General features: G+C 38.4%; 23 protein-coding genes. 4 read left to right on the plus strand and 19 right to left on the minus strand.

Translation table 11 applies throughout. The features are described from left to right. Window positions 1–10: 10 nt before the first annotated feature. Genes macP through glmU form a run of 3 tightly spaced genes read right to left on the minus strand, consistent with a single transcriptional unit; the run spans window position 11 to window position 2275 of the window. Entirely contained in the window at window positions 11–289 is a 279-nt protein-coding gene (gene macP, locus P3G65_RS09235) for a cell wall synthase accessory phosphoprotein MacP (protein ID WP_003133453.1), read from the minus strand. Beyond that, entirely contained in the window at window positions 282–866 is a 585-nt protein-coding gene (locus P3G65_RS09240) for an NUDIX hydrolase (RefSeq protein WP_019292451.1), read from the minus strand. The genes macP and P3G65_RS09240 overlap by 8 nt, the downstream gene beginning before the upstream one ends. A gap of 32 nt (window positions 867–898) precedes the next feature. Next, complete coding sequence (gene glmU / locus P3G65_RS09245) at window positions 899–2275, minus strand: bifunctional UDP-N-acetylglucosamine diphosphorylase/glucosamine-1-phosphate N-acetyltransferase GlmU (RefSeq protein ID WP_017370560.1); 1377 nt, start codon at window positions 2273–2275, stop codon at window positions 899–901. Window positions 2276–2432: 157 nt separating this feature from the next. Between glmU and proC the strand changes: the two genes are divergently transcribed. Together proC and rpsO are read left to right on the plus strand one after the other, a co-directional pair. Then, entirely contained in the window at window positions 2433–3224 is a 792-nt protein-coding gene (gene proC / locus P3G65_RS09250) for a pyrroline-5-carboxylate reductase (RefSeq protein ID WP_017370559.1), read from the plus strand. Between the two features lie 143 nt (window positions 3225–3367). Beyond that, window positions 3368–3637, plus strand: a complete 270-nt coding sequence (rpsO, locus tag P3G65_RS09255) for a 30S ribosomal protein S15 (RefSeq protein WP_017369110.1) — start codon at window positions 3368–3370, stop codon at window positions 3635–3637. 81 nt (window positions 3638–3718) lie between these two features. Here the strand turns inward: rpsO and pknB are convergent, their stop codons facing one another. From pknB to metK, 12 genes are all read right to left on the minus strand, one after another. After that, entirely contained in the window at window positions 3719–5677 is a 1959-nt protein-coding gene (gene pknB / locus P3G65_RS09260) for a Stk1 family PASTA domain-containing Ser/Thr kinase (protein WP_019292453.1), read from the minus strand. Next, window positions 5677–6450: a Stp1/IreP family PP2C-type Ser/Thr phosphatase gene (locus P3G65_RS09265; RefSeq protein ID WP_017370557.1), complete on the minus strand. Its 774-nt coding sequence runs from the start codon at window positions 6448–6450 to the stop codon at window positions 5677–5679. The genes pknB and P3G65_RS09265 overlap by 1 nt, the downstream gene beginning before the upstream one ends. 20 nt (window positions 6451–6470) lie before the next feature. Further along, complete coding sequence (gene rsmB / locus P3G65_RS09270; RefSeq protein ID WP_284071167.1) at window positions 6471–7742, minus strand: 16S rRNA (cytosine(967)-C(5))-methyltransferase RsmB; 1272 nt, start codon at window positions 7740–7742, stop codon at window positions 6471–6473. After that, window positions 7732–8685: a methionyl-tRNA formyltransferase gene (gene fmt / locus P3G65_RS09275; RefSeq protein ID WP_019292454.1), complete on the minus strand. Its 954-nt coding sequence runs from the start codon at window positions 8683–8685 to the stop codon at window positions 7732–7734. Before fmt ends, rsmB begins: the two co-directional genes overlap by 11 nt. 309 nt (window positions 8686–8994) lie before the next feature. Continuing rightward, window positions 8995–9474, minus strand: a complete 480-nt coding sequence (locus P3G65_RS09280) for a nucleoside 2-deoxyribosyltransferase (protein ID WP_017370554.1) — start codon at window positions 9472–9474, stop codon at window positions 8995–8997. Then, window positions 9458–10012, minus strand: coding sequence for a TIGR00730 family Rossman fold protein (locus tag P3G65_RS09285; protein WP_017370553.1), 555 nt, complete (start codon window positions 10010–10012; stop codon window positions 9458–9460). The genes P3G65_RS09280 and P3G65_RS09285 overlap by 17 nt, the downstream gene beginning before the upstream one ends. Further along, entirely contained in the window at window positions 10009–10665 is a 657-nt protein-coding gene (locus P3G65_RS09290) for a deoxynucleoside kinase (RefSeq protein WP_019292455.1), read from the minus strand. Before P3G65_RS09290 ends, P3G65_RS09285 begins: the two co-directional genes overlap by 4 nt. 246 nt (window positions 10666–10911) lie before the next feature. Continuing rightward, window positions 10912–13239: a primosomal protein N' gene (locus tag P3G65_RS09295; protein WP_017370551.1), complete on the minus strand. Its 2328-nt coding sequence runs from the start codon at window positions 13237–13239 to the stop codon at window positions 10912–10914. 151 nt (window positions 13240–13390) lie between these two features. Further along, a complete protein-coding gene (gene rpoZ, locus P3G65_RS09300) occupies window positions 13391–13750 on the minus strand; it encodes a DNA-directed RNA polymerase subunit omega (protein WP_003133436.1) in 360 nt (119 codons plus the stop codon). Between the two features lie 117 nt (window positions 13751–13867). Beyond that, window positions 13868–14497 (minus strand): guanylate kinase, encoded by a 630-nt coding sequence (gmk, locus tag P3G65_RS09305; protein WP_017369120.1) that lies wholly within the window; start codon window positions 14495–14497, stop codon window positions 13868–13870. 152 nt (window positions 14498–14649) lie between these two features. Continuing rightward, on the minus strand, window positions 14650–16266 hold the full coding sequence (gene rny / locus P3G65_RS09310) for a ribonuclease Y (RefSeq protein ID WP_017370550.1): 1617 nt from the start codon (window positions 16264–16266) through the stop codon (window positions 14650–14652). A gap of 299 nt (window positions 16267–16565) precedes the next feature. Continuing rightward, complete coding sequence (gene metK, locus P3G65_RS09315; protein ID WP_017370549.1) at window positions 16566–17759, minus strand: methionine adenosyltransferase; 1194 nt, start codon at window positions 17757–17759, stop codon at window positions 16566–16568. A 145-nt stretch (window positions 17760–17904) separates the two neighbouring features. Between metK and P3G65_RS09320 the strand changes: the two genes are divergently transcribed. After that, on the plus strand, window positions 17905–18654 hold the full coding sequence (locus tag P3G65_RS09320; RefSeq protein WP_019292177.1) for a biotin--[acetyl-CoA-carboxylase] ligase: 750 nt from the start codon (window positions 17905–17907) through the stop codon (window positions 18652–18654). A gap of 67 nt (window positions 18655–18721) precedes the next feature. Here P3G65_RS09320 and P3G65_RS09325 read toward each other — a convergent pair whose 3' ends face one another. The 4 genes from P3G65_RS09325 to P3G65_RS09340 form a co-directional block, all read right to left on the minus strand. Then, window positions 18722–19081 (minus strand): PspC domain-containing protein, encoded by a 360-nt coding sequence (locus P3G65_RS09325; RefSeq protein WP_017370547.1) that lies wholly within the window; start codon window positions 19079–19081, stop codon window positions 18722–18724. 34 nt (window positions 19082–19115) lie between these two features. Continuing rightward, window positions 19116–19316, minus strand: a complete 201-nt coding sequence (locus tag P3G65_RS09330; RefSeq protein ID WP_017369124.1) for a PspC domain-containing protein — start codon at window positions 19314–19316, stop codon at window positions 19116–19118. A 37-nt stretch (window positions 19317–19353) separates the two neighbouring features. Further along, entirely contained in the window at window positions 19354–20442 is a 1089-nt protein-coding gene (locus P3G65_RS09335) for a DUF4097 domain-containing protein (RefSeq protein ID WP_017370546.1), read from the minus strand. Between the two features lie 150 nt (window positions 20443–20592). After that, window positions 20593–22206: a glucosaminidase domain-containing protein gene (locus P3G65_RS09340; protein WP_019292178.1), complete on the minus strand. Its 1614-nt coding sequence runs from the start codon at window positions 22204–22206 to the stop codon at window positions 20593–20595. Between the two features lie 199 nt (window positions 22207–22405). Between P3G65_RS09340 and P3G65_RS09345 the strand changes: the two genes are divergently transcribed. Further along, on the plus strand, window positions 22406–23137 hold the full coding sequence (locus P3G65_RS09345; RefSeq protein WP_019292179.1) for an alpha/beta fold hydrolase: 732 nt from the start codon (window positions 22406–22408) through the stop codon (window positions 23135–23137). The last annotated feature ends 5 nt before the right edge of the window (window positions 23138–23142 follow it).

The raw sequence follows: 23142 nt of genomic DNA on the forward strand, positions 1-23142 counted from the left end.
TAGATATCGTTTAGAAATAGTACCAGAAAAACAAAATTCCTATCCCAATTACAACAAGCGAAGTAATAAGGAGCCATTTGTTTACACGACTACTTCGTTTTTTCTGCTTGGCATTTTCAATGCGGCGACTTTTATAAACCGCATTTTTTGATAAATCACGTTCAAGTTTATCGTATTTCTCTGATATTTCTCGATCTTGCTCTAATTCTTCTTTGAGACTTCTCTCTAAACGTCTTCTTTTTCGCTCTGCATCCTCAATGATATCATCTGTCAAAAGTGGTTTAGGCATCTAAATCTCCTTGTTTTTTCAGATTTTTCAGCTCCCAGTACCAAACAGCCATGATTGTCTTAGCATCACAAATTTGCCCTTCTTCAATCATTGTCTTAGCTTCCGGAAGCGTCACTTCAATCATTTCAAGAAATTCTCCTTCGTCTTTCGGACGAGGGTTTTCAACCTTCGTGAGTCCAATAGGGAAATAAAGATATGTTTTTTCAGAAGAAAAACCAGGTGTACCATAAAAGCTCGTAATTTCGACAAGTTGTTCTGCTGTGTAGCCCGTCTCTTCTTCTAATTCACGTAAAGCGGCGGCTTTCGGGTCATCCAACTCATCGGCTTCTAGTTTCCCCGCAGGCACTTCATAAATAAATTTTTCAAAAGCTTTACGATATTGTCCTACCAATACAAGCTTATCTCCACTTATTGGTGCAACAGTAACACCACCATTATGAAAAACTAGCTCTCTTGTTGCCATTGTTTCATCTGGTAAACTTACTAAGTCTTTTACCACTCGAAAAATTTGTCCGTGAAAAATTTGCTCACGAGACAAAGTGGGTTCTTCAAACTTTTTCTCGTCAAATTCTCGCATGTTTATCTCCGTTATCTTTATTTTCTTATATTTTACTCACCACGAAAATGCGGCAAGCGACGTGCAGCACCTGACTTTTCAACTTGACGTGAACGTCCAATTGCGATACTTTCTGGTGCAACATCCTTAGTAATGGTTGAGCCGGCAGCAGTCAAGGCGTTTTTACCCACACGAAGTGGTGCTACTAATGTTGAGTTAGAACCAATAAAGGCAAAATCATCAATTTCCGTATTGTATTTATTTTGACCATCATAATTTACAGTGATTGTTCCAGCACCGAAGTTCACTTTTTCACCAACTGTTGCATTACCAATGTAAGTAAGGTGACCGGCTTTTGTTCCTTTACCGAGTGTTGAGCCCTTGATTTCAACAAAGTTACCCACATGAACTTTTTCGCTGAGAACCGTTCCTGGGCGTAAGTGAGCATATGGTCCAACATTACTCATAATGTTCATTTTACTGCTTTCAATCCATGACGAACGGATTTCACAATGAGAATGAATTTCTGAATTCTCAATGCGGCTTCCACTTGTAATCAAGGTTTTCTTACCAATAACGGTATTACCCATAATTTGTACATTTGGTTCAATGACCGTTTCTTCACCGATTTCGATATCTGCATCAATATAAGTTGTTTCTGGATCAATAAGTGTCACACCATTAACCATATGTTGATGGTTGATGCGACGACGCATAATTTTTTCTGCTTGTGCTAAAGCAACACGATCGTTTACACCAAGACTTTCATCAAAGTCTTCTAAAATATGGGCCGTAACAGTTTTTCCTTGCTTTTTGAAAATTTCGATAACATCTGTCAAGTAGTATTCACCTTGTGCGTTATCCGTTGTGAGATTTTCAAGCGCTGAGAACAAAGCCTTGTTATCAAAGATATAAGTACCTGTATTAATTTCTTGAATAGCTTGCTCTTCTGCAGAAGCATCTTTTTGCTCCACAATTTTTTCCACACAATCCTCAGCATCGCGGATGATACGTCCATAGCCTGTAGGATTTGGTGCAATAGCTGTTAAAATAGTTGCGGTAGCTTTTTGCGCCACATGATACTCAAATAATTGTTCTAAAGTTTCGCCTGTAATTAAAGGTGTATCTCCCGCAATAACCAAAGTTGCACCTTCTTCATTTTCAAGTAAATCTGAGGCAATACGAACCGCATGGCCAGTTCCTAATTGCTCATCTTGTTTCACAAAGTTTGTTCCTTTAGGAAGAGTTTCAATAACTTTATCTGCTTCATGCCCAACAATCACGATACGTTTTTCCATATCCACTTGATTCACACTTTGTAAAACGTGACCTAGCATTGTTTTTCCTGCCACATTGTGAAGAACTTTTGGTAAAGACGATTTCATGCGCGTGCCTTTTCCAGCCGCGAGTATAATTGCATATTTTTCCATTTTATATGGCCTCCAAAACTTGTTAAATTTCTAATAGAATATACATCGATTATATCACATTCTAAGAGTATTTCTAATTATTGTCTTTGTTTCTATAAATATGCTAAAATATATGCTAAAATGAAGGAAGTTCTACTATAAAGAAAATGGAGATAAAATGAAAACAATTGGTTTTATAGGTGTCGGTAAGATGGCATCTGCTATCATTACTGGACTTGATAAGTCAAATGTCCGCGTGCTTATTTCGGGACGTGATTTGAGAAAGACACAGGAGCAAGCTGATAAATTGGGTGTGTTTGCTAGTCATTCACATGGTGAGCTCGTTGAACAATCTGATCTTATCGTTATGGCTGTCAAACCTCAAATTTTGCCTGACATCATGGAAGAAATTTCCCCTCTGTTTACGAAAGATAAAACCCTTATTTCTATCGCAGCCGGTTTCGATTTGGAAGCCTTATCAGACATGTCTAAAACATATGACTTTCCTATCATTCGCGTAATGCCAAACATTAACGCACAAATTCAAAAATCGACTTCTGCGATTGTACGTAATGAGTATGTAAGTTCTGATATCTATCAGTTGACTCAAGAAATCTTCTCTTCCATCGGTACTGTTCATGAAGTTGCTGAAAAAGATTTTTCTACTTTCACAGCGATTGCTGGTTCTAGTCCTGCATATATCTATATGTTTGTTGATGCTTTGAGCCGAGCTGGTGTTCTTCATGGTATTCCTAAAGATCAAGCTACCAAAATCGTTGCAGAAACCGTTGCAGCTTCTGCTCAAATGATTTTGGAATCAGGTGAAGGTCCTTGGACTTTGGTCGATAAAGTTTCAAGTCCTGGCGGGACCACTGTTGCCGGTGTTGTTTCTTTAGAACAAAATCATTTTGTAGCCACAGTAATTGATGCAATCACTGCAACGATTGAAAAAGAAAATACCTTAAACTAAAACAGCTTTTGTTACCTAATAAGCTTGTAAAAAGTCTAAAAATAGTGTAAGATAAGTAGGTAGTTTTTTACAACTCATTCTTGGTTTTGCGCTTTGCCTGCGCTCTACTCGGTATGAGCACTAAATAAAAAGGAGAAAAACTCATGGCAATCTCAAAAGAAAAAAAACAAGAAATCATCAAGCAATATGCGCGCACTGAAGGCGATACTGGTTCACCTGAAGTTCAAATCGCTGTTTTGACTTGGGAAATCAACCACCTTAACGACCACATCAAATCACACAAAAAAGACCACGCAACTTACCGTGGATTGATGAAAAAAATCGGTCACCGTCGTAACCTTCTTGCTTACCTTCGTGAAAAAGATGTTCAACGTTACCGCGAACTTATCGCTTCACTCGGTCTTCGTCGTTAAGACTCAGAAAAAACTGCCTTTGGGCAGTTTTTTTCTTTTACTATATAAAAAACTTCCAGATATCTGGAAGTTTTTTTTGTGTCAAGACGCTTGTTCCGTTGTACTATTCGTGTCTCCATTGTTTGATGAAGAATCTTTTTCTTGGTTGGAAGAGTCTTTACCTTGTTCTGGTGAAGTCTCTGGTGTTGTTTCTGGAGTCGTCTCTGGTGTTGTTTCCGGAGTTGTTTCAGTTGTAGTTTCTGACGTTTGATTGCCACCAGTATTACTATTGTTAGCTTTAGCCACTGTCAATGTAATTTTTGTATTTGAAGGATTAAATTCTTTTCCTGATTCAGGGCTGGTCTGTGTTACATAATAACCATCGAGGTTAGAACTTGAAACCTTGCTAGCCGTGCTAGCATCAACAAAAGTTATATTGGATGTAGGAACACCAAGACTTTCAAGCTGATTGAGGTAACTGATTGCTGATGTTGAGCTTAATCCACCTGAAGTAAGAGCAAGCGCAGGCATAATTACTGTCTCGCCTTCGGATACATCAAATGTAATTTGATCGTTACCTGTCGGATCGAAAAACTCTCCTTTAGCTGGCGTTTGTTTCACAATAGTGCCAGAATCTTCGGAGCTTGTCACGTAGTTAACCTTAATTTGGCTCTTACTGATATTTTTATTCAAAACAAGCTCGTCAACAACGTCTTCATATTTTTGACCTACATAGTCGTCCATCTTGAAGCCGGTTGCACCTTGTGAGACATAGATATCTACTTTGCTATTTTTTCGGACATTTGATCCAGATTCAGGATTTGTACGTGTTACTTTATCTTTTTCAACCGTCGTACTTAGTTCGGGAATAATATTTCCTACAGCAAGATTTTTCTCTTTCAGTTTACTTTCTGCTTCTGCCTGTGTCATATTTGTCACATCAGGAACAGAAACATTTTGAGGTGTTGTAATCATCCAAGCTGTGATGCCGCCTGCAATAAGTACAAGGGCAAGGATAATCCAAGCAATTAAGCCTTTGCGTGATTTTTTCTTTTTTGGCTCAGAATCTGTTTTTGCCTTATCTTCAGACGCTTTATCTTTAGCTTCATCCTTTTGCTCAGCTTGCGGATGATCAATTAATGGCTTCGTATCATAAGGATTAATTAACTTACTAGGCAAAGCTTTAGTTGCATCTAAATCCTTATCAAAGGTAAGTTTCGGTTCTCCTTTACGATCCAAACTGGTAGCCGTAGCGAGATCTGTCATCATCTCCTCAACATTCGCATAGCGATTGTCGATATCTTTAGCTGTTGCTTTGATTACGACATTTTCTAACGCTTGAGGTACATTTTTGTTGATGTTGATAATGCTGGGTACATTTTCCTGAAAATGTTTCAAGGCAATGGCTACGGCAGAATCACCATCAAACGGGATCTGCCCTGTCAACAACTCAAACAAGATAATACCAATAGCATAAATATCTGACTGAAGCGTTGCATTGGCACCACGCGCTTGTTCTGGCGATAAGTAGTGAACACTACCAAACATCGTGTTCGTTTGTGTTAAACTCGTTTCTGTTAAGGCTTTGGCAATACCGAAGTCCGTCACTTTCACGTTACCACTTTGTGAGAGTAACACATTTTGCGGTTTCAGATCCCGGTGAATAATGCCATGGTTATGTGCACATTCCATAGCCGAAAGTATTTCTGAAGTAATATTCACTGCCTCATCATTTGATAAAGGGGCGTGTTCATTGATGTATTGCTTTAAAGTCATACCATCAACATATTCCATTACGATATATTGTTGATTTTCAGACTCTCCTACATCAGAAATACTAACGATATTGGGGTGAGAAAGTTCTGCCATTGCGAATGCTTCTCTTTGAAAACGAGCAATGGCAATATTGTCATTTTCAAAATTAGAACGCAAAACTTTAATAGCGACTTGCCGATTATCAAGATACGTATCTTCACCTTGATAAACATTAGCCATACCACCACGACCAACTTCTTTAATGATTTTATAGCGATCTGCAAAGATTTTTCCGATTTGAATCATCAGTCAACCTCCACATCTTCATTCACCACTGCAGACTCTTCGTCAATTTTCACCAAGATTACTGTGATATTGTCATGACCACCTGCTTCATTTGCAAGACCTACAAGTATTTCCGTTTTCTCTTCAATACTAGCCTCAGAATAAACAACTTCTAAAATTTCCTCAGCAGAAATCATATTGGTCAAACCATCAGAGTTCATCAACAGATAGTCCCCTGGCTGAACATCAACAGCTTGTAAATCAGCTTGTACTTCGGCTGACTGGCCAAGAGAACGTGTAATGATATTTTTGTTAGGGTGTATTTCAGCTTCCTCTTCAGTAATTTGACCTGCATCAACAAGTTCTTGAACTAAAGAATGATCTGTTGTAATTTTTTGCAATTGTCCATCACGAATGAGATAGGTACGACTGTCACCAACGTGAGCCGAAATGACTTGTCCTTCTTGCATCACTAAAGCTTCAAGAGTTGTTCCCATCCCTTGATATTCATCTAGTTTACCTAAATCTGCAATATTTTCACTTTCATTACGGATTTGATTGCGAAGCCATGTTTCCATTGTCGCAACAGGTGTGCCATCATCAAAAAATGATTCGGACCACAATTTCCCCAAATCCTCTACGGTTAATTTACTAGCGACATTGCCTGCTTTGTGACCACCCATACCATCTGCTAAAAGAAAAAGACGATAACCTGCGCGGTTAACATAAGTGCCTGCAAAGTCTTGGTTGGCAGTACGTTTCATACCAATGTCTGATAAAATACTATATTCCACTTTTGCTCCTTATAAAAGAATTAAAGTTTTCTGAATTTCGCAATAAAGAAACCATCTGTATGGTACATTTCCGGTGTAATGAAAATACAACCGTCTGTGACAATATCTTCTTTTTCGTGCAAAATTTCAACCTGTTCAAATTCTGGATGAGCCTCAAGGAACTTATTGACTACCTCAAAGTTTTCTTCATCAAAAATTGTGCAGGTACTGTAAACCATTATACCATTTTTCTTCAGCTTTTTCGAAGCACTGTCCAATATTCTTAGTTGGATTTCCTGTAAATTAAGAAAATCAGAGCTTTCTTTACGATAGCGAATATCAGGTTTGCGACGAATTAAACCAATACCCGAACACGGTGCATCAACCAAGATGCGGTCAAAGTCCTCATCATCTGCAAAACGTTCTTCTAATTGTGTTGCATCGGCTTTGACTGTCGTAATTTTTTCCCACACGCCTTGACGTTCCGCATTGTCTTCAATGAGCTTTAGCTTGTGATCGTATAAATCACAGGCTGTAACATGTCCTGTATCAAGATATTGAGCGATATGTGTTGTTTTACCTCCTGGGGCAGCACAGGCATCAAGAACCCGCTCGCTTCCCGTTAAATCAAGTTGTGGGGCTACCAACTGACTTGTCTCATCCTGAATGGTCATTTTTCCTTCAATAAATGCTTGGCTATGAGCAAAATTACCATGGTCTGCCACACGGCCAACCGGCGAGAGTTCTGAAGGAACTGTGTCAGGAATAGTAACTTGAGGATCAATTATTCTGAGACTGGCTTTACTTGGTTTTTCTAAGCTCTCTAAAATCATTCCTGTACGTTTCCCACCAAACTGACGTACCATTTTATCCAAAAGAAGTTTCGGCATAGAATATTTGATTTCCCAAGTTTTTGGTTCTTCATTTCGGCGTTCTGACCGCATAAAATTACGTAAAACAGCATTAATAAAGTTTCCTGCTTGCTGTCCATCCTTACGTTTAGCTATCTTAACAGCCTCATCAACCGCAGCTGAAGTTGGCACTTTATCCATAAAAAGGATTTGATATATAGTCATTATCAAAAGCATCTTGGCCCAAGGTTTCGGTTGTTTTTTAAAGAAAGGCTCTAGATACCACTCCAAAAGTTTTTCCTTGGACACTACACCATAGACCAAAGCCGTTACAAAATTACGATCTAAGTCCGAAAGTTGTACCTCACGTAACGTTCTATCTAAGGCGATATTCGCATACGCATCATTCCCAAAAATATCATTAAGCACATCGAGTGCGACTTGTCTTGCATTACTTGCCAAATTGATCACCTATATTTACTTTCTGTCCTAAACCATTGAGGAAACTAACAATATCCATTTTGGGCTTTCCAGCCGGCTGTACTTCTAAAAGTTCTAAGGCACCAGAACCTGTTGCCACTACGAGCGATTTTTTTGTTTTGTCAATGATTTCGCCAGGCTGTCCGTGTTTGTCTGTGTCAATGGGACGACTATTGTAGATTTTGAAACGCCCTTCATTCCATGTGGTATGTGCCACAGGGAAAGGATTCATACCGCGAATCTGATTAAAGATTTGACGATTATTTTTTGTCCAGTCTATTTTTTCTTCTTCAGGACTAATGTTTGGCGAAAAAGTAGCTTGCGTTTCATCCTGTGCTTCTGGCTTGATTTCTCCTGCAACATAGAGAGGGAGTGTTTCAAGAAGAAGATCACGACCGACAACAGCTAATTTTTCAAACATTGTACCTACATTATCTTCTTCTAAAATCGGAGTAGAAGCTTTTGCAACCATATCGCCTGCATCCATTTTTCTAACCATCTCCATAATGGTCACGCCTGCTTCTTTTTCGCCATTCATAATTGCATAATGAATAGGTGCTCCGCCACGGTATTTAGGCAATAAAGACGCGTGAACATTTACCGCAAAAGCCATTGCATCAAGCAATTTCCCCGGCAAAAATTGTCCGAAGGCTGCCGTTACAATACCTGCACCTTGAACGCCAAAGGCTAACAATTCTTCCATTTCAGGTGAACCAGATAATTTCTCTGGTTGTAAAATTTTCAAGTTAGCTTTCAATGCTAACTCTTTTACAGGTGTTTGTCGAAGTTCTTGCTTACGTCCCACCTTACGATCTGGTTGCGTCACCACAGCTAAAATATCATAACGTTGGCTATCAATTAATCCTTGCAAAACCGTTTGAGAAAACTGAGGTGTCCCCATAAATATGATTTTCGTTTTTGTCATAGTATTATTTTAACACGTTGTCTAAACCTTTTTCTTAATATTTCAAGTTCATGATAATTTCCTTGAACAGGTTACTCGTGCTCTTTATCCTCCTCTTTTATTTTTCATAAAAAATTTTTTCTTATCCTATAAAAAATGTGTGCCCTTTATTATAACATTTTCTTACTCCCTATTCCTTTTCATACCCTTAATTATAGGCTTTCAACTCAGCATAACTCTTCTTTACGATAAAAAAGAAAAAAGAGAGAAAATCAATACCTCTCTTTTTGTTATTTGTTCGCCCCGAAATGAATAAAAAATAAATAATAACTATATATATTTGCCGGTATAAGGTATAGTTTGAGCTTCCATAAAATCATATGTTTCTACTTGCTCAGCTTCGGTAAAGAAGGCGGTATTTCGCTCTGTGAGCATAATATTTCCCGGTACATCTTCCTCAAAACGTACTAAGAAAGTCGGTTTGCCTTTCGCAATCGCATAGCCTAATTCCCATGCAGTGCCCGAATCAGTATCCTGGCCATCATAATCCAAGATGGCAACAATCACATCAGCAGCTTCAACTTCTTTAACATCGTTTTCCATCGTAGCTTTTGCCCACACTGGTGTAAATGGCTCAATATCCTCTGCTAATCCTTCTGGACGTTGGCAACGCATCGGACTAAAATAAGACGCTACTGTTTCATTACTTGCAAGTGCTGCTTCTAATTTTTTCACTTTTTGAATTTGACTCTCGCTGAAAAAGGGTGCTGCAAGATATACTTTTACTGCCTGTTCAAATGGCTTGTTCATAATTTAAATCTCCTAATAACTCCATTGCTTGTTCGGTTGTTTCAACAAGATGAACGGCTTCTAAAACTTCTAAAGATAACATTTCTTCTTGGGTTTGTTGTTGAATCATATTAAATAAAGGAAGATAAAAGTCTTTATCAATGAAAATAACTGGGCGAATTGCTGTTTGCCCAATACTCATTTCTGTCAAGAGTTGAAAAACTTCTTCCATTGTCCCAAATCCTCCAGGCAAAATAATAAATGCTTCGCCCAGATCAATCAACTTGCGCTTGCGTTCATCCATATTTTTGGCCAGATAGAGCTCTGTTGCATTTTGGCGAGGTGGTTCTAAAGGCAAAACCCCATCCGGGTAAACAGCAATAACTTGTCCTTTATTCTCTAGCACCGCATCTGATACAGCACCCATACATCCTTCTTGGGAACCTCCATAAACTAAGGTATGTCCACAACGCGTTATCGCTTCACCGAGTTTCTTGCTACGTAATAAATGTGTCGGATTTTTCCCATCACGAGCCGATAAGAAAACAGTCAGATTCATTTGTTGTTCTCCTTCTCAATTTCTGCGAGTTTATCTTTAATTTGTTCAAGGACAAACAATTTTGCTTCTTCATCCTCAACAAAATCATACTTATCGCCGTCAATCTGAATTTTAGGACAAATATCAAAATCCTCAAACCATTTTTCGTAACGCTTGTTTAACTCTTGATAATAGCCATACAATGAACTATCGTATTCCAATTGTTCAAATTCGCGTCCTCTTTTTTGGATACGTTCCAACATTTTTTCAAAAGATACACTTACATGAATCAATAAATCAGGGCGCTTTTTAAAAGTTAGCGTATTGATTTCCTCTAACATATTTTCCAGTAAAGCATCATAAACCTCTACTTCAATCTCTGTTGCTCGTCCCAAATCTGCATTCAGGTGAAAAAGCAAACTGTCCTCATAAATTGAACGATCAAGCACGTTATTGTTATGCGAAAGTGCTCTTTTAATCGAGTCAAATCTCTTATTTAAAAAATAGATTTGCAACAAGAAGGCATATTTTTGTGGATCTTGATAAAAGAGAGGCAAAACCTCATTATCATCTACACTCTCATAGAACGCCTCTGTTCCCAGCTCTTCTGCTAACATCTCTGTAAGTGAACTTTTGCCAGCTCCAATTGTTCCAGCTAATACTAACACTGCCATTTTTTCCTTCCTAACTTTTTGTATTCTTACTCCCAGAATACTATTTGAAAAGGTTCATTGAGCTCATGAACACACTTTTTTTGTTCAAAATCGCCCCAACGCACAAACACAACATGTAGTGGTTAAAGGCATTTTTAATTATAACACAACACAACATATAGTGCTAACTTTAAAAATGTAAGCAATGAAAACCTGATAAAATTCAGACAATGTTCCACAAAAAAAACGACAAGTAGCTTGTCATTTTTATACAAAACTTTGGGGTTCACTATCGATAAGAACTCTAACATCTTTATTTTCACGTTTTTGTGTTAAATCAAGGACCTGATTTAAGACTTCTTCCAGTTGCTCCTCAAAACGATACTTCACCAGTATCTGATAATGATAAAGATTATGTGTTCGTGCAATAGGTTTTGGAGTTGGTCCTAATATTTTAGCCTTCTCTGATAAACTGGCCTTAATTATGCTTGCTATCTCATAAGCTTTTTTTGCAACTGTATCCTCATCCTTATGACTAACTAAGATCTGAACCGTAAAATAATAGGGCGGATAAGAAAGTTGTTGCCGGTAATACATCTCTTGACGGTAGAAGGCTTCATAATCTTGATCAGCAACAAGTTTAACCGCATAGTGACCTGGATTAAATGTTTGGATGATAACTTCACCTTTTTTATCCGCACGCCCAGCACGTCCTGCAACTTGCATGAGCAGCTGAAAACTGCGCTCACTTGCTCGAAAATCGGGGAGATTTAAACCAGTGTCCGCATTAATCACACCGACCAGTGTCACATTAGGAAAATCCAGTCCCTTCGCAATCATTTGTGTTCCTAAAAGTACATCTGCCTCATGATGACCAAATTTCTTTAAAATTTTCTCATGGGCATTTTTTGTTTTTGTTGTATCAACATCCATACGTAAAATGCGGATTTCTGGTAGAAGTTTTTCTAATTCTTCTTGAACCTTCTGCGTACCTGAGCCATAATACCGTATTTTTCGACTTTGACAGCTCGGACATGTTTGTGGAATCCCCTCTTGATGACCACAATAATGGCAATTCAAAGTTTTTGTATCCATATGAAGGGTCAAAGAAATATCACAGTTCGGGCATTCAACAACAAAACCACAATCTCTACACATCACAAAAGAACTATAACCCCGACGGTTAAGCATCAAGATTACTTGTTCATTTCGCTCAATTTTTTCGCGAATTTTTTGTAGTAAAATATCTGAGAAATTGGCCGACTTGTCACTAAGGTTATTACGCATATCTACGATTTGAACTTCAGGTAGGAAAGCTTGGTCATTAGCTCGATGTGTGAGTGTCAATAAATGATAAACATTTCGCTGAGCACGTGCTCGGCTTTCGAGACTAGGGGTCGCTGAACCGAGAACTAACCGTGCATGATGATATTGTGCACGTAATAAGGCAATATCTCTGGCATGGTAACGTGGGCTCGAATCTTGCTTGTAGCTTGTTTCATGCTCCTCATCAATAATAATAACCCCAATATTTTCTAAAGGTGCGAAGATAGCGGAACGCGCCCCCACAACAACCTGAGCTCGTCCTTCCTTTATCTTACGCCATTCGTCATATTTTTCACCGTCCGAAAGTCCCGAATGCATAATCGCAACTTTTTCCCCAAAGCGCGCAATAAAACGATTAGACATTTGTGGTGTTAGAGAAATCTCAGGCACCAGCATAATTGCAGTTTGTCCCTTTTCCAAAAAATGTTCAATAACCTGTAAATAAATTTCTGTCTTTCCTGATCCTGTAATTCCTTCCAGTAAAAAGGGCTTTTCTGCAGAAGAAACAATTGCCTCAAAGGCAAGTTGCTGCTCATGATTCAAAACTTTTGCTTTATCAGGAACGACAGCTTCAAAAACAGCCGCTGTTCTTGAAATCTCTTTTTCAGTCACTTCAACAAGTTCATTTTCTATAAAATACTTGATGATAGCCGAAGAAAATGGTAAGTCTTTTTGACGCACACTTGCTTCTTGGTTTAAAAGATAATCTTTCAATTCTGCTCTTTTTTTGGCCGCTTTGCCAATCTCAAAGGTAGCCAATTTAGCATTAGCCTTTAAATACTTTTCTGTTTTCTTATTTTCTTTTGACTTTGCAGAGTAGTTAACGGATAACTTTCCTGACTTGACATCTTTTAATGCTCGGACTTTTTGACTTTCACTAAGCGCGCTCCATTTGGTTTGAATGCCTTCTTGATTAGTCAAAATCTTATCATAGCTTGAATTCAATAAATTAGGCAACATGGCTTTAAGGCAAGAAATTTTGTAAGAAAAGACAGTATGGCGCATTTCATCTGCCAAGCGGAGTTGTTCCTTTGTCAAAACAGGCTCTAAGTCGAGCAGCTCCGCTATTTCTTTGAGTCCCTCTTCTTCCTCATCTACACTTTCAATAATAATTCCTTGAACCAGCCGATTGCCTTTACCAAAGGGAACATGAACGCGCATTCCTGGCTCAATCAACTCTTGCAATTCTGTAGGAATAGCATAGGAGAACGGTTTGTCTATCTGCATCAGAGGAACATCTACAATAATTCGTGCTGTTTTTTTGAACATTTTTCTCCTCTGCTTACTTCTTCTGTATCTAAATATAGTAATTTAATTATAGCAAAAAGAGCTAACCGAATGTCAACTCTGAATTTGGGATAAAGAAAAACTTCCAAAGATTTTCTATATAAAATAAATCTTTGAAAGCTGGTACTATTTCTTATTCAGCTGCAGCTGCAGCTGCTTTAGCTGCACGATTACCTTTTTGTTTTGCTTCTTCTTCGGCTTCTTCTTTCGCGATTTGTTCGCGGATAAGTTTTTCAGCCATTTTTTGTTGAAGACGTTCTAATTCACGTTTTTCTTTCAATGTTTCACGTTTAGCATCTGGCGAAGGGTGAATCGTTACTGTTCCTGCCGCGATTTCTTCCAAGGCTTGTAATGTACGTTTAACAGATTTAAATTCCATTGTAGGACGTTCGCCATCACGCAATTCATGAGCACGTTTGGCTTCCAAAACAACGAGTGAATATTTTGAATCCACGTGTTGGAGTAATTTGTCAATTGAAGGTTCTAACATCATATCAGTTTCCTCTTTTCTTTTCTGTACGCTGTTTCATTGGATCTCAGTCACCAATGGGTTCTTCTTACTTTAAAACAACCTAAGCGTCTTTCAGCTAAAATCTCAAGCCTCTTGTTTTTAATTTTTACCGTCTTCGTCTAACTTCTCAATCATATGTGCATAACGCTCCATTACACGATCGACACGATAATGTTCTGCCTCAATAATCTTGATGACACGTTCTGCAGCAAGTTCAACCTTATCATTGACAACAGCATAGTCGTATTCACTCATCAAGCGAATTTCTTCTTTTGCTTTCATCATCCGGTTATTGATTACTTCTGCACTATCAGTACCACGGCCAACAAGTCGACCACGTAGCTCCTCCAAATCCGGGGGCGTCAAGAAGACAAATACACCATCTGGTACTTTCTCCTTAACTTGCAAGGCTCCTTGCACTTCGATTTCAAGAAATACATCCTTACCTTCATCTAAAGTTTGATTGACATAGGTTAAAGGTGTACCGTAGTAATTGCCGACATATTCAGCATACTCTAACATCTCACCTTTACGTATCATTTCTTCAAACTCTTCACGTGTGCGGAAATAATAATCTTTTCCATCTACTTCACCAGGGCGTTGTGCACGTGTTGTCATTGATACAGAGTAATCAAAGTTATTTTCATTTTCAAAAATTTTCGCACGGACAGTACCTTTTCCTACTCCCGAAGGACCAGAAAAGACAATTAATAAACCACGTTCGGGCATCTTTTTAACCTCACTTATTGTTTACAATCTATTCTAGCAAAGTTGGGCTTATATATCCACTTTGCGTAACACAAAGTAACTTTAATTAATTTAAACGTAACATAACTTTTTTATTCTTCTTCAAAATAAAAAAGTACTGCTGGGAGTACTTTTTATTTTGCATAGTCAATAGCCCGTGTTTCACGAATAACTGTAACTTTAATATTTCCTGGATAATCCATCTCGTCTTCAATACGATTTTTCACATCTCGTGCAAGAATTACGATTTGATCATCTGTAAGCTTTTCTGGCTTAACCATGACACGAACTTCACGTCCTGCCTGTAATGCAAAGGCACTTTCAACACCGTCAAAGCTTGTTGAGATATTTTCCAAATCACGCAGACGTTTAATATAATTTTCAATCGACTCACGACGTGCCCCAGGACGTGCTGCACTTAAAGCATCAGCTGCAGCAACCAAAGTAGCAATATTACTGTTTGGTTCTGTATCTCCATGGTGACTCGCAATAGTATTAATAACGACTGGATTTTCCTTGTACTTACGTGCAAGTTCTGTACCAATCTCGACGTGGCTACCTTCAACTTCATGATCCAGAGCTTTACCGATATCATGTAAGAAGCCGGCACGTTTTGCAAGACTCACATTTTCGCCCATCTCTCCAGCAAGGTTTCCAGCAACATTTGCCACCTCAACTGAATGGTCAAGAACATTTTGACCATAAGAAGTACGGAAATGCAAGCGACCCATGATTTTCATTAAATCTGGATGGAGGTTATGTGCTCCCACTTCAAAGGCAGCTTGTTCGCCATACTCGCGCATCTTGTGATCCAATGCTTTGCGATTTTTCTCAACAAGTTCCTCAATACGTGCAGGGTGAATACGACCATCTTGAACCAGTTGCTCCAAGGTCATTCGTGCAATCTCACGTCTAATCGGATCAAAGCCAGATAATACAACAGCTTCTGGAGTATCATCAATAATTACGTCAATACCCGTCAAGGCTTCAAAGGTGCGGATATTCCGACCTTCACGTCCGATAATCCGTCCCTTCATGCCATCATCTGGTAAAGTAACTACTGATACCGTTTGTTCAGCAACCGAATCACTAGAGACACGTTGGATTGCAAGTGAAACAATGTTTTTCGCACGTTTATCAGCTTCAGCATGTGCTTTTTCTTCACTTGAACGTATCAGCTGTGCCATTTCTTTGGTTAAACCATCACGGGTTTCACTAAGAATGATTTCTTTCGCTTCATCTTTTGTTAAAGCAGCGATACGTTCTAATTCTTCTTGTTTCTTTTCTTCAATTTCTAAAAGTTCTTGCTCACGTTTATTGAGTGTATCAGTTTTTTTAGAGAGCGCTTCCTCTTTAGAGTCTAAGCTACGTTCTTTATTTGTAAGTTTATCATCCTTACGGTCTAGAACTTCTTCACGTTGTTTTAGGCGTTGTTCAGTTTCTTTTAACTCCTTACGATCTTGCTTAAATTCATCTTCGATTTCACGGCGTTGCTTTTGTTCTTCTTCGCGAAGATTAAAGCGCGCTTCTTTCTTGAATGCTTCTGCTTCGTCCCTCAGGATTTCCGCTTCTTTTCTTACAAGAGCAGCATCACGCTGTGCATTTGCCGTTATCTCATTTGCCTTGTTTTCTGCCTGCATAAAAAGACTCTCAGCATCTTGCTTGTTTTTCTTAATATTTTGGGCATAAAAAATAAAGGCAATAACCAATACAATCAACAAGACAAGCAGAACGAGTGATATGACGTTCATTTGTCTCCTTTTATTCATACCTGCCTTATCGCGGTTCAATAAGGCAGATAGCTTGATTATAAATCATATGTGTTTGCAGAGAAACACTCCCTATATTTTACCATTTTTTAGGATATGTTTCAATTAAGTATTTTACCGCTTTCAACTTTTTGACATTTTGATTTTAAAAGCATGATATCCTGAAGAGTGAAAGATGAAAGATTATGATTAGTAAAACCAGTAAAGCAACTGCGTAATAACGTCCTTTATAGCATTTTTATAAAATAAAAAAACTGTGCATAATAACACAGTTTTGTTGTTTAAAGCAATTCTTTAAGTGTTTCAACCTTGTCTAAACGTTCCCATGGAAGATCAATGTCTGTACGACCAAAATGACCATAAGCGGCGGTTTGTCCATAAATTGGGCGGAGCAAATCTAGCATTTCGATGATACCAGCCGGACGCAAATCAAAGTTTTCACGGATAGCTGCCAATAAGATGTCGTCAGAAACTTTTCCAGTACCAAAGGTTTCAATATTTACAGAGGTTGGTGTAGCTACACCAATCGCATAAGACAATTGGACTTGAGCTTTATCTGCCAAACCGGCAGCAACAATATTTTTGGCAACATAACGTGCTGCGTATGAAGCTGAACGGTCAACTTTTGTGGCATCTTTACCTGAGAAAGCACCACCACCATGAGGTGCGTACCCACCATAAGTGTCTACGATTATCTTACGGCCAGTCAAACCAGAATCTCCTTGAGGTCCACCAATAACAAAGCGACCTGTTGGATTAATAAAGTATTTTGTTTCATCATCAAGAAGATTTTCCGGAATAACTTCCTTGATTACTTTTTCAATAACATCTCGGCGAATTTCTTCATTAGTAGCTTCAGCTGCGTGTTGTGTTGAAATAACCACTGTATCTACACGCTTAACTTGTCCTGCTTCATCATATTCTACTGTAACTTGTGATTTTGCATCTGGACGAAGGTAGCTGATATCACCTGACTTACGTAAGTCTGCTAATTTTTTCACTAGCTTATGGCTAAGTGAAATCGCAAGTGGCATATATTCTTCTGTTTCGTTGGTTGCATAACCAAACATCATCCCTTGGTCACCAGCACCGATAAGATCAAGTGGATCAATGATTTTTCCATCTTTACCACGAACTTCTTCTGCTTCGTTTACCCCTTGGGCAATATCTGGTGACTGCTCTACAAGTGAAACATGGACACCGACTGATTTATAGTCAAATCCATTTTCACTGTCTGTATAGCCAATATTTTTGATTGTCTCACGAACCACTCCAGCAATATCAACATAAGCTGATGTTGATATCTCCCCAAATACATTAACTGTACCTGTGTAAACTACTGTTTCACAGGCTACGTGTGCATCTGGGTCTTGTGCCACAATGGCATCAAGGATAGCATCCGAGATTTGGTCAGCAACCTTATCTGGATGTCCTTCTGAAACTGATTCTGATGTGAATAGACGTTTTTCTGACATTCTTTATTTCCCCTACTTCTTAAGTATTTTTCGGTTACAGGCTTAATGGTAGTGATTGCTCACTTGGAGAGTTCTCTCCCGCCATCGGAAATTGTAACTCCTTTATTTTAGCACAAAAAGAGAATTTTTGATATACTTTGCCTAAATGAAAAATCCTTTAGATAAAAAAATTATTTTAGATGCTAATCCTTGGTTAAACGACGTTAAAATCCTTGATGAATCCATCTCAACACAGTTGGATGCTAAAGCTGATGGTCAAGCCAACACTTTATATATGTCTGAAAAACAAACAGGTATTTATGGCCGTTTTGGGCGGGAATACTATGCCAGTCCTGAAGGAGGTATCTATATGACACTCCTCTTAAAGCCTGTCGGATCTTTGGGAACTCTGCCTAATTACACACTGCTTGCCGCTGCAGCTGTCGTTTCAGCAATTGAAACACTGACCACAAAGAAAGTAGATATTAAATGGGTCAACGATATTTATCTCAATCATAAAAAAATTGTAGGGATTCTCGCAGAGGCCCAAGTCCAACCAGATACGAGTTTGCAGATCGCCTTAGGCATCGGAATAAATTTTCATATTTCAACATTTCCTGAAGCAATCGCTCACAAAGCTGGCTCATTATTTACAGAAACTCCTACAATAACACGCTCTGAGCTTGTTGCCAAAATCTGGTCAGAATTTCATCAGCTCTCTAAAAGAGACTTCTTTGAAATTTATAAAACTCATTCCTTCATTCTTGGGAAAACAGTAGAATTTGAGGAAAATAAAGTCTTATATAGAGGTACCGCAGTAGACTTAACACCATCTGGTCAACTCATTGTTCACCTTGAAGATGGTCAGATAAAAACTCTCTCAAGCGGTGAAATCTCGCTAAAAAACTGGACGTGATGGACGTCCAGTTTTAATTTTTTCATTTATATTATTAGGAGTTTAGGAAATTCGGAATTATTATTTTTTAAAAATCTGACCAGTCATCTTTTTTCTCATCTTCAACTGGTTCAGCCTCTTTCATCTTACGGCCAGATGAGTGAGATGAAGATTTGCTTTGCCAACGGTCCGCATAGCTTGACCAGTTTTCTTCATTTGTTCTGCGGTAGTTTTGTCTCCCAGCATTACTTCCAGCACTTGGAATAATCCAACTGGCAATAAAGTATACAGGAATAAGACTTCCCCAACTTCCGAAAGCTAAGAGGACATACAAGATCCGTACAAAAGTAATGATATCAGGGCTCCAACCAAAGTATTCACAGATACCTGCAATCGTACCCGTCAACATTCGATTGTTTGGTGATTTTGTTAATTGTTTTTGAGACATTTTCTTTCCTTTCTAGAAGCTGTCCTTCGAATGATTAATGAGGGCTAGGTATTAGCCAACTCGCTACGATATATACAAGTGCAAGTGTTCCAAAACTTCCTAAAGCGAAGAACACATACAAAATACGCATTAGTGTAATTATATCACGACTTAAGCCAAAATACTCGCCTACGCCAGCTATGGTCCCCGTCAGCATACGGTTACTCGATGATTTTGTAAGTTGTCTTTTAGACATATGTTTTCCTTTCTAAAAAGTTTGGAAGGATTTCTGCTTAGTCAATATCTTTAAGCCAGATTGTTCCTGATTTTGTTTCGAGTTCAAAGGTTAAAGTATCTGGACCAGTACGAACGACTGCCGCACCGTTACGACTTGCTTCAAAAGGATTATCCAAGTTCAAACGTGTTTTATAGCCACCAAAGACTGTACGCACATGTCCAACAAGACCGAGATATTCTGGTACAGAAAGTTTCACATCACCATTGACATTTTTCACCATTAATTTTCTTGGTGTATCTTGGTTTTGTGTCAAGAGAATATTCCCATTAACCAAGTTGACATCTCCATCTTCAAAAGCTGATGTAACTCGAATGTTACCATTGACTGAATTCAACTTCAAAACATTTGTTGAACCATCTAAAACTTTAATTTCACCATTTTTAATAGTTACGTTAATGTCTTTGTTGGTTGTTTCCACAAGTTCAACTTCACCATTGACTTGATCAATCTCTAAGTTATCCACTGCTATTTTTTCTACTTTAATATCCCCATGTGCAAACTTGAAATCAAAAGTTTCATACACTTTTTCAGGTAAGTAAAGTTCCAAATTAACAGCTGTACGCAAGCTATCAGATGTCGTAATCTCTAAAACGCCGTCGTTAACTTCGAGTTTTGTTTTTTCAGCCAGATATTCATCAATTTTTTCTTGATCCACTGCACCGTAAATTCTGTATTCAGCTTTTACATGAGCATTTTCACCAGGATAAACGGAAATTTTACCTGCCTTAATGTCTAAATTAACGGAATGAAAGTCGCCGTCAATATCTTTTTCCACAGTTTTTACTGTTGATTTTACTTTTGGAAAGCCTTTAGAGAAGTCGATATTGTCATCGATTGCTTTCGAAGCATCTTTGAACACTACTTTTCCTTTTGACACGATTTGGTCCATGATACCTTTGAAGGAGTCCATAAAGTCAACCTCGTGGTTAACAAATCCCTCTGTATCTGTATAATTAAATTTTTCTTTATTTTCGCTTTGGCCTTCTTCAGCCATAGGATTTGATTTATCAAGCAATTCCAAAGCTTCATCTTCGGTAATAATTCCCCGACGCATCAAGTCCATAATTCTATCTTTTTTATTCATTTTTGTTCCTCCTGTTATAGAACTGAGATCTGTCAATCTCTATATTTAAATTATCCCATACTTTATTGTGGATAATCTCAGTCTTTGGACTGATTTTTTTCTTTAACTTTTTTTAAAAAGAACAAAAAAAGGTTCTTACGAACCGTTTTTTTATTTTTTAGGTTGAATATATGTGGATAAACTTGCATCGCTTGCAGATATCGTACGATAGTCCACAACATTGAGGCCTTTAACATTCATTTCGGAAACAAGGATTGAACCATCCTTATTTACTTTTTCCACAAAAGCAACGTGACCATACTCAGCAGAAGCTCCAGCTACACCCGGTGGGAAACTTACCGCATAACCCACTTGTGGAATAGTCGTTGTGTAATAACCTTGTGCGGCACCGTTTGAACCCCAAACGCCACCATTACCCATGAATTGGCCAATTTTTCCACCCAATTGGAAGATACGGTTATACACATATTGTGTACAATTTCCCCAAGCATAGCTTGAGGCACCTGGATATTGTTTGCCATCATATTCTGGGAATTTCAAGTCAGTCGGCATTTTTTCCAATAATGGACTTGCAGGAGCATCAAGATTTTTAAACTCATCTGACAAGTTTTCAATATCGTCATACTGAGTCAAGTTGTATTCTTTAATAATTTGAATGAGCTTAGCCGCATACTCCGGATCCGTAGCAAAAATTCCTTGCAATGAACGTGCTGCATCCTCAACACTGTCACTATTGACCTTCCAGCTTCCAGCATAAATCTTGCTGTTCCAAGTTGTCCCATGCAACATCAAGTTGATGTAATCTACAAGGGATTGGTCAAAATTATCATAGGCCCGATAAGTTCCCGAAGAAATTGTTACGGACTGTCCATTAAATGCACCAATGATATTAAACAAATTGTGGTAGATAGATGCGACATTACTATGTCCGTAGCCTGACTCCAAAATAGCTTGTGCAATAATTAAAGAAGCATAGAGATTATTTTGTCCTGCAAGTTGTGAAATTCGAGGAGCAATACTTTTGATAAAATCTTCAACAGTTGTGTTGTTAATTTTTGTCAATGGAGGTACTGCAATATTTGTTTTATTGAATTTCAAATCGCCATCTGTACTTGCCTGTTTATAAGTCGTTACCGCATCCTGTGCTGTATAATTTGCTCCAGAATAAACGGGTGCCACATAATTATAGTTAGGTGCAGATGGAGCTGGTGTAGGCGCCGGTGCCGGAGTGCTAGGTTTTGGCGTTGATGGTTTTGGTTTAGAAGGCTTTGGCTTTGATGGTTTCGGCTTTTCTGGTTTTGGTTTCTCAGGGTTCACAGGTTTACCAGGATCTGTTGGGTCAACTGGGTCTGTAGGATCTACTGGATCCGTTGGGTCAACCGGGTCTGTAGGATCTACTGGGTCCGTTGGGTCAACCGGGTCTGTAGGATCTACTGGATCTGTTGGGTCAACCGGGTCCGTTGGATCTACTGGATCCGTTGGGTCAACTGAGTCCGTTGAATTTGTTGAATCCGTTGAGTTTTCTGAATTACTACTGCTCAACTGCCCATCATCCCCAGCTTCAATCTTGTTTACCTCTGAGTTCTGAGTCACAGTATCTACATTCGTTACCACTTTGAAATCTGATGAAGCAGTTGTTGTACTATCCGCATGAGCATTCGCACCAAAAGCAGCGACGCCTAATACTGCCGCTGCACTTAGAGTGACCTTTGGTAGAGCTTTACGCTCCTTTACCTTCATATGTTTATATTTTTTTTCAGCCATTGTTAATTTTATCTCCTCAAGTCAATCAAAAAATCTTGGTTTTATAATCTTTTTTTAATAAAACTATTGGCCACTTTATTCTAACAAAAATTATTATTTCACTCAACCAATATGAGCGATTATTTTACAGTTATTTCATTTATTTTACAAGCCCCCATTTCCCAAGCTAATCTGCTATACTAACATCAAGGACAAAATCATGGAAAAATATATTATTACAAGTGATAAGGTGAAAATTTACTATAAAGTTGAAGGTAAAGGACCTACACTTTTACTGTTGCACGGCAACTCACAAAATAGTAATATCTTTAAGCCACTTATCAAAAGGCTAAAAGGTGATTATACTTGCATTTCAATCGATACACGCGGTCATGGAAAAAGTCTTTTTAGCGGAAAAAAACTTAGTTTTAATCGTTTAATGGAGGATGTACTTGAAGTGATGCAAGCTGAAGATCTTCAGTCTATCAATCTGCTTGGTTTCAGCGATGGCGCAAATATTGCAATGCTTCTAGCCAGCAAGTACCCTACGCGCATACATCGCTTAATCCTTAACGCTGGCAATTCCACCTATGCTGGACTTTATAGCTTGGTACGCTTCACAGTAAAATCACTAAACATTTGTGCACATTTACTGCGTAGACCCTCACCTGCTTTGCAACTTCTTTTAGAAGATGTGCTTCAAAATATGAATGAACTAGAAAATATCACTGCTCCCACACTTGTCATCAATGGCCAGTTTGATGTGGTTAAAACTGCCCATGCGCATGATATTGCAAAGCATATTCCTAACAGTCAGTTTTTTATTATCCCTTGGGGAAGCCATCTGAGTTTCTATTTTCGTCCCACAAATTTCAGTCAGATTGTCCGTAATTTTCTAGAGGATACTTGGAAACCTCCTGTTAATAAAGCTCTCAATAAAAAAACCACTTAAAGTGG

The sequence above is a fragment of the Lactococcus sp. bn62 genome (genome assembly GCF_029492705.2).
In the GTDB taxonomy this organism is placed as follows: Bacteria; Bacillota; Bacilli; order Lactobacillales; family Streptococcaceae; genus Lactococcus; species Lactococcus petauri.

Coding starts and splice junctions, on each gene's coding strand:
- metK (WP_017370549.1), bottom strand. CDS start 17,759: ATGTCAGAAAAACGTCTATTCACATCAGAATCAGTTTCAGAAGGACAT.
- P3G65_RS09340 (WP_019292178.1), bottom strand. CDS start 22,206: ATGGCTGAAAAAAAATATAAACATATGAAGGTAAAGGAGCGTAAAGCT.
- glmU (WP_017370560.1), bottom strand. CDS start 2,275: ATGGAAAAATATGCAATTATACTCGCGGCTGGAAAAGGCACGCGCATG.
- P3G65_RS09330 (WP_017369124.1), bottom strand. CDS start 19,316: ATGTCTAAAAGACAACTTACAAAATCATCGAGTAACCGTATGCTGACG.
- rny (WP_017370550.1), bottom strand. CDS start 16,266: ATGAACGTCATATCACTCGTTCTGCTTGTCTTGTTGATTGTATTGGTT.
- macP (WP_003133453.1), bottom strand. CDS start 289: ATGCCTAAACCACTTTTGACAGATGATATCATTGAGGATGCAGAGCGA.
- P3G65_RS09345 (WP_019292179.1), top strand. CDS start 22,406: ATGGAAAAATATATTATTACAAGTGATAAGGTGAAAATTTACTATAAA.
- gmk (WP_017369120.1), bottom strand. CDS start 14,497: ATGCCCGAACGTGGTTTATTAATTGTCTTTTCTGGTCCTTCGGGAGTA.
- proC (WP_017370559.1), top strand. CDS start 2,433: ATGAAAACAATTGGTTTTATAGGTGTCGGTAAGATGGCATCTGCTATC.
- P3G65_RS09290 (WP_019292455.1), bottom strand. CDS start 10,665: ATGGCAGTGTTAGTATTAGCTGGAACAATTGGAGCTGGCAAAAGTTCA.
- rpoZ (WP_003133436.1), bottom strand. CDS start 13,750: ATGATGTTAGAACCTTCAATTGACAAATTACTCCAACACGTGGATTCA.
- P3G65_RS09320 (WP_019292177.1), top strand. CDS start 17,905: ATGAAAAATCCTTTAGATAAAAAAATTATTTTAGATGCTAATCCTTGG.
- P3G65_RS09295 (WP_017370551.1), bottom strand. CDS start 13,239: ATGTTCAAAAAAACAGCACGAATTATTGTAGATGTTCCTCTGATGCAG.
- fmt (WP_019292454.1), bottom strand. CDS start 8,685: ATGACAAAAACGAAAATCATATTTATGGGGACACCTCAGTTTTCTCAA.
- P3G65_RS09280 (WP_017370554.1), bottom strand. CDS start 9,474: ATGAACAAGCCATTTGAACAGGCAGTAAAAGTATATCTTGCAGCACCC.
- pknB (WP_019292453.1), bottom strand. CDS start 5,677: ATGATTCAAATCGGAAAAATCTTTGCAGATCGCTATAAAATCATTAAA.
- P3G65_RS09325 (WP_017370547.1), bottom strand. CDS start 19,081: ATGTCTCAAAAACAATTAACAAAATCACCAAACAATCGAATGTTGACG.
- rpsO (WP_017369110.1), top strand. CDS start 3,368: ATGGCAATCTCAAAAGAAAAAAAACAAGAAATCATCAAGCAATATGCG.
- P3G65_RS09335 (WP_017370546.1), bottom strand. CDS start 20,442: ATGAATAAAAAAGATAGAATTATGGACTTGATGCGTCGGGGAATTATT.
- P3G65_RS09285 (WP_017370553.1), bottom strand. CDS start 10,012: ATGAATCTGACTGTTTTCTTATCGGCTCGTGATGGGAAAAATCCGACA.
- P3G65_RS09240 (WP_019292451.1), bottom strand. CDS start 866: ATGCGAGAATTTGACGAGAAAAAGTTTGAAGAACCCACTTTGTCTCGT.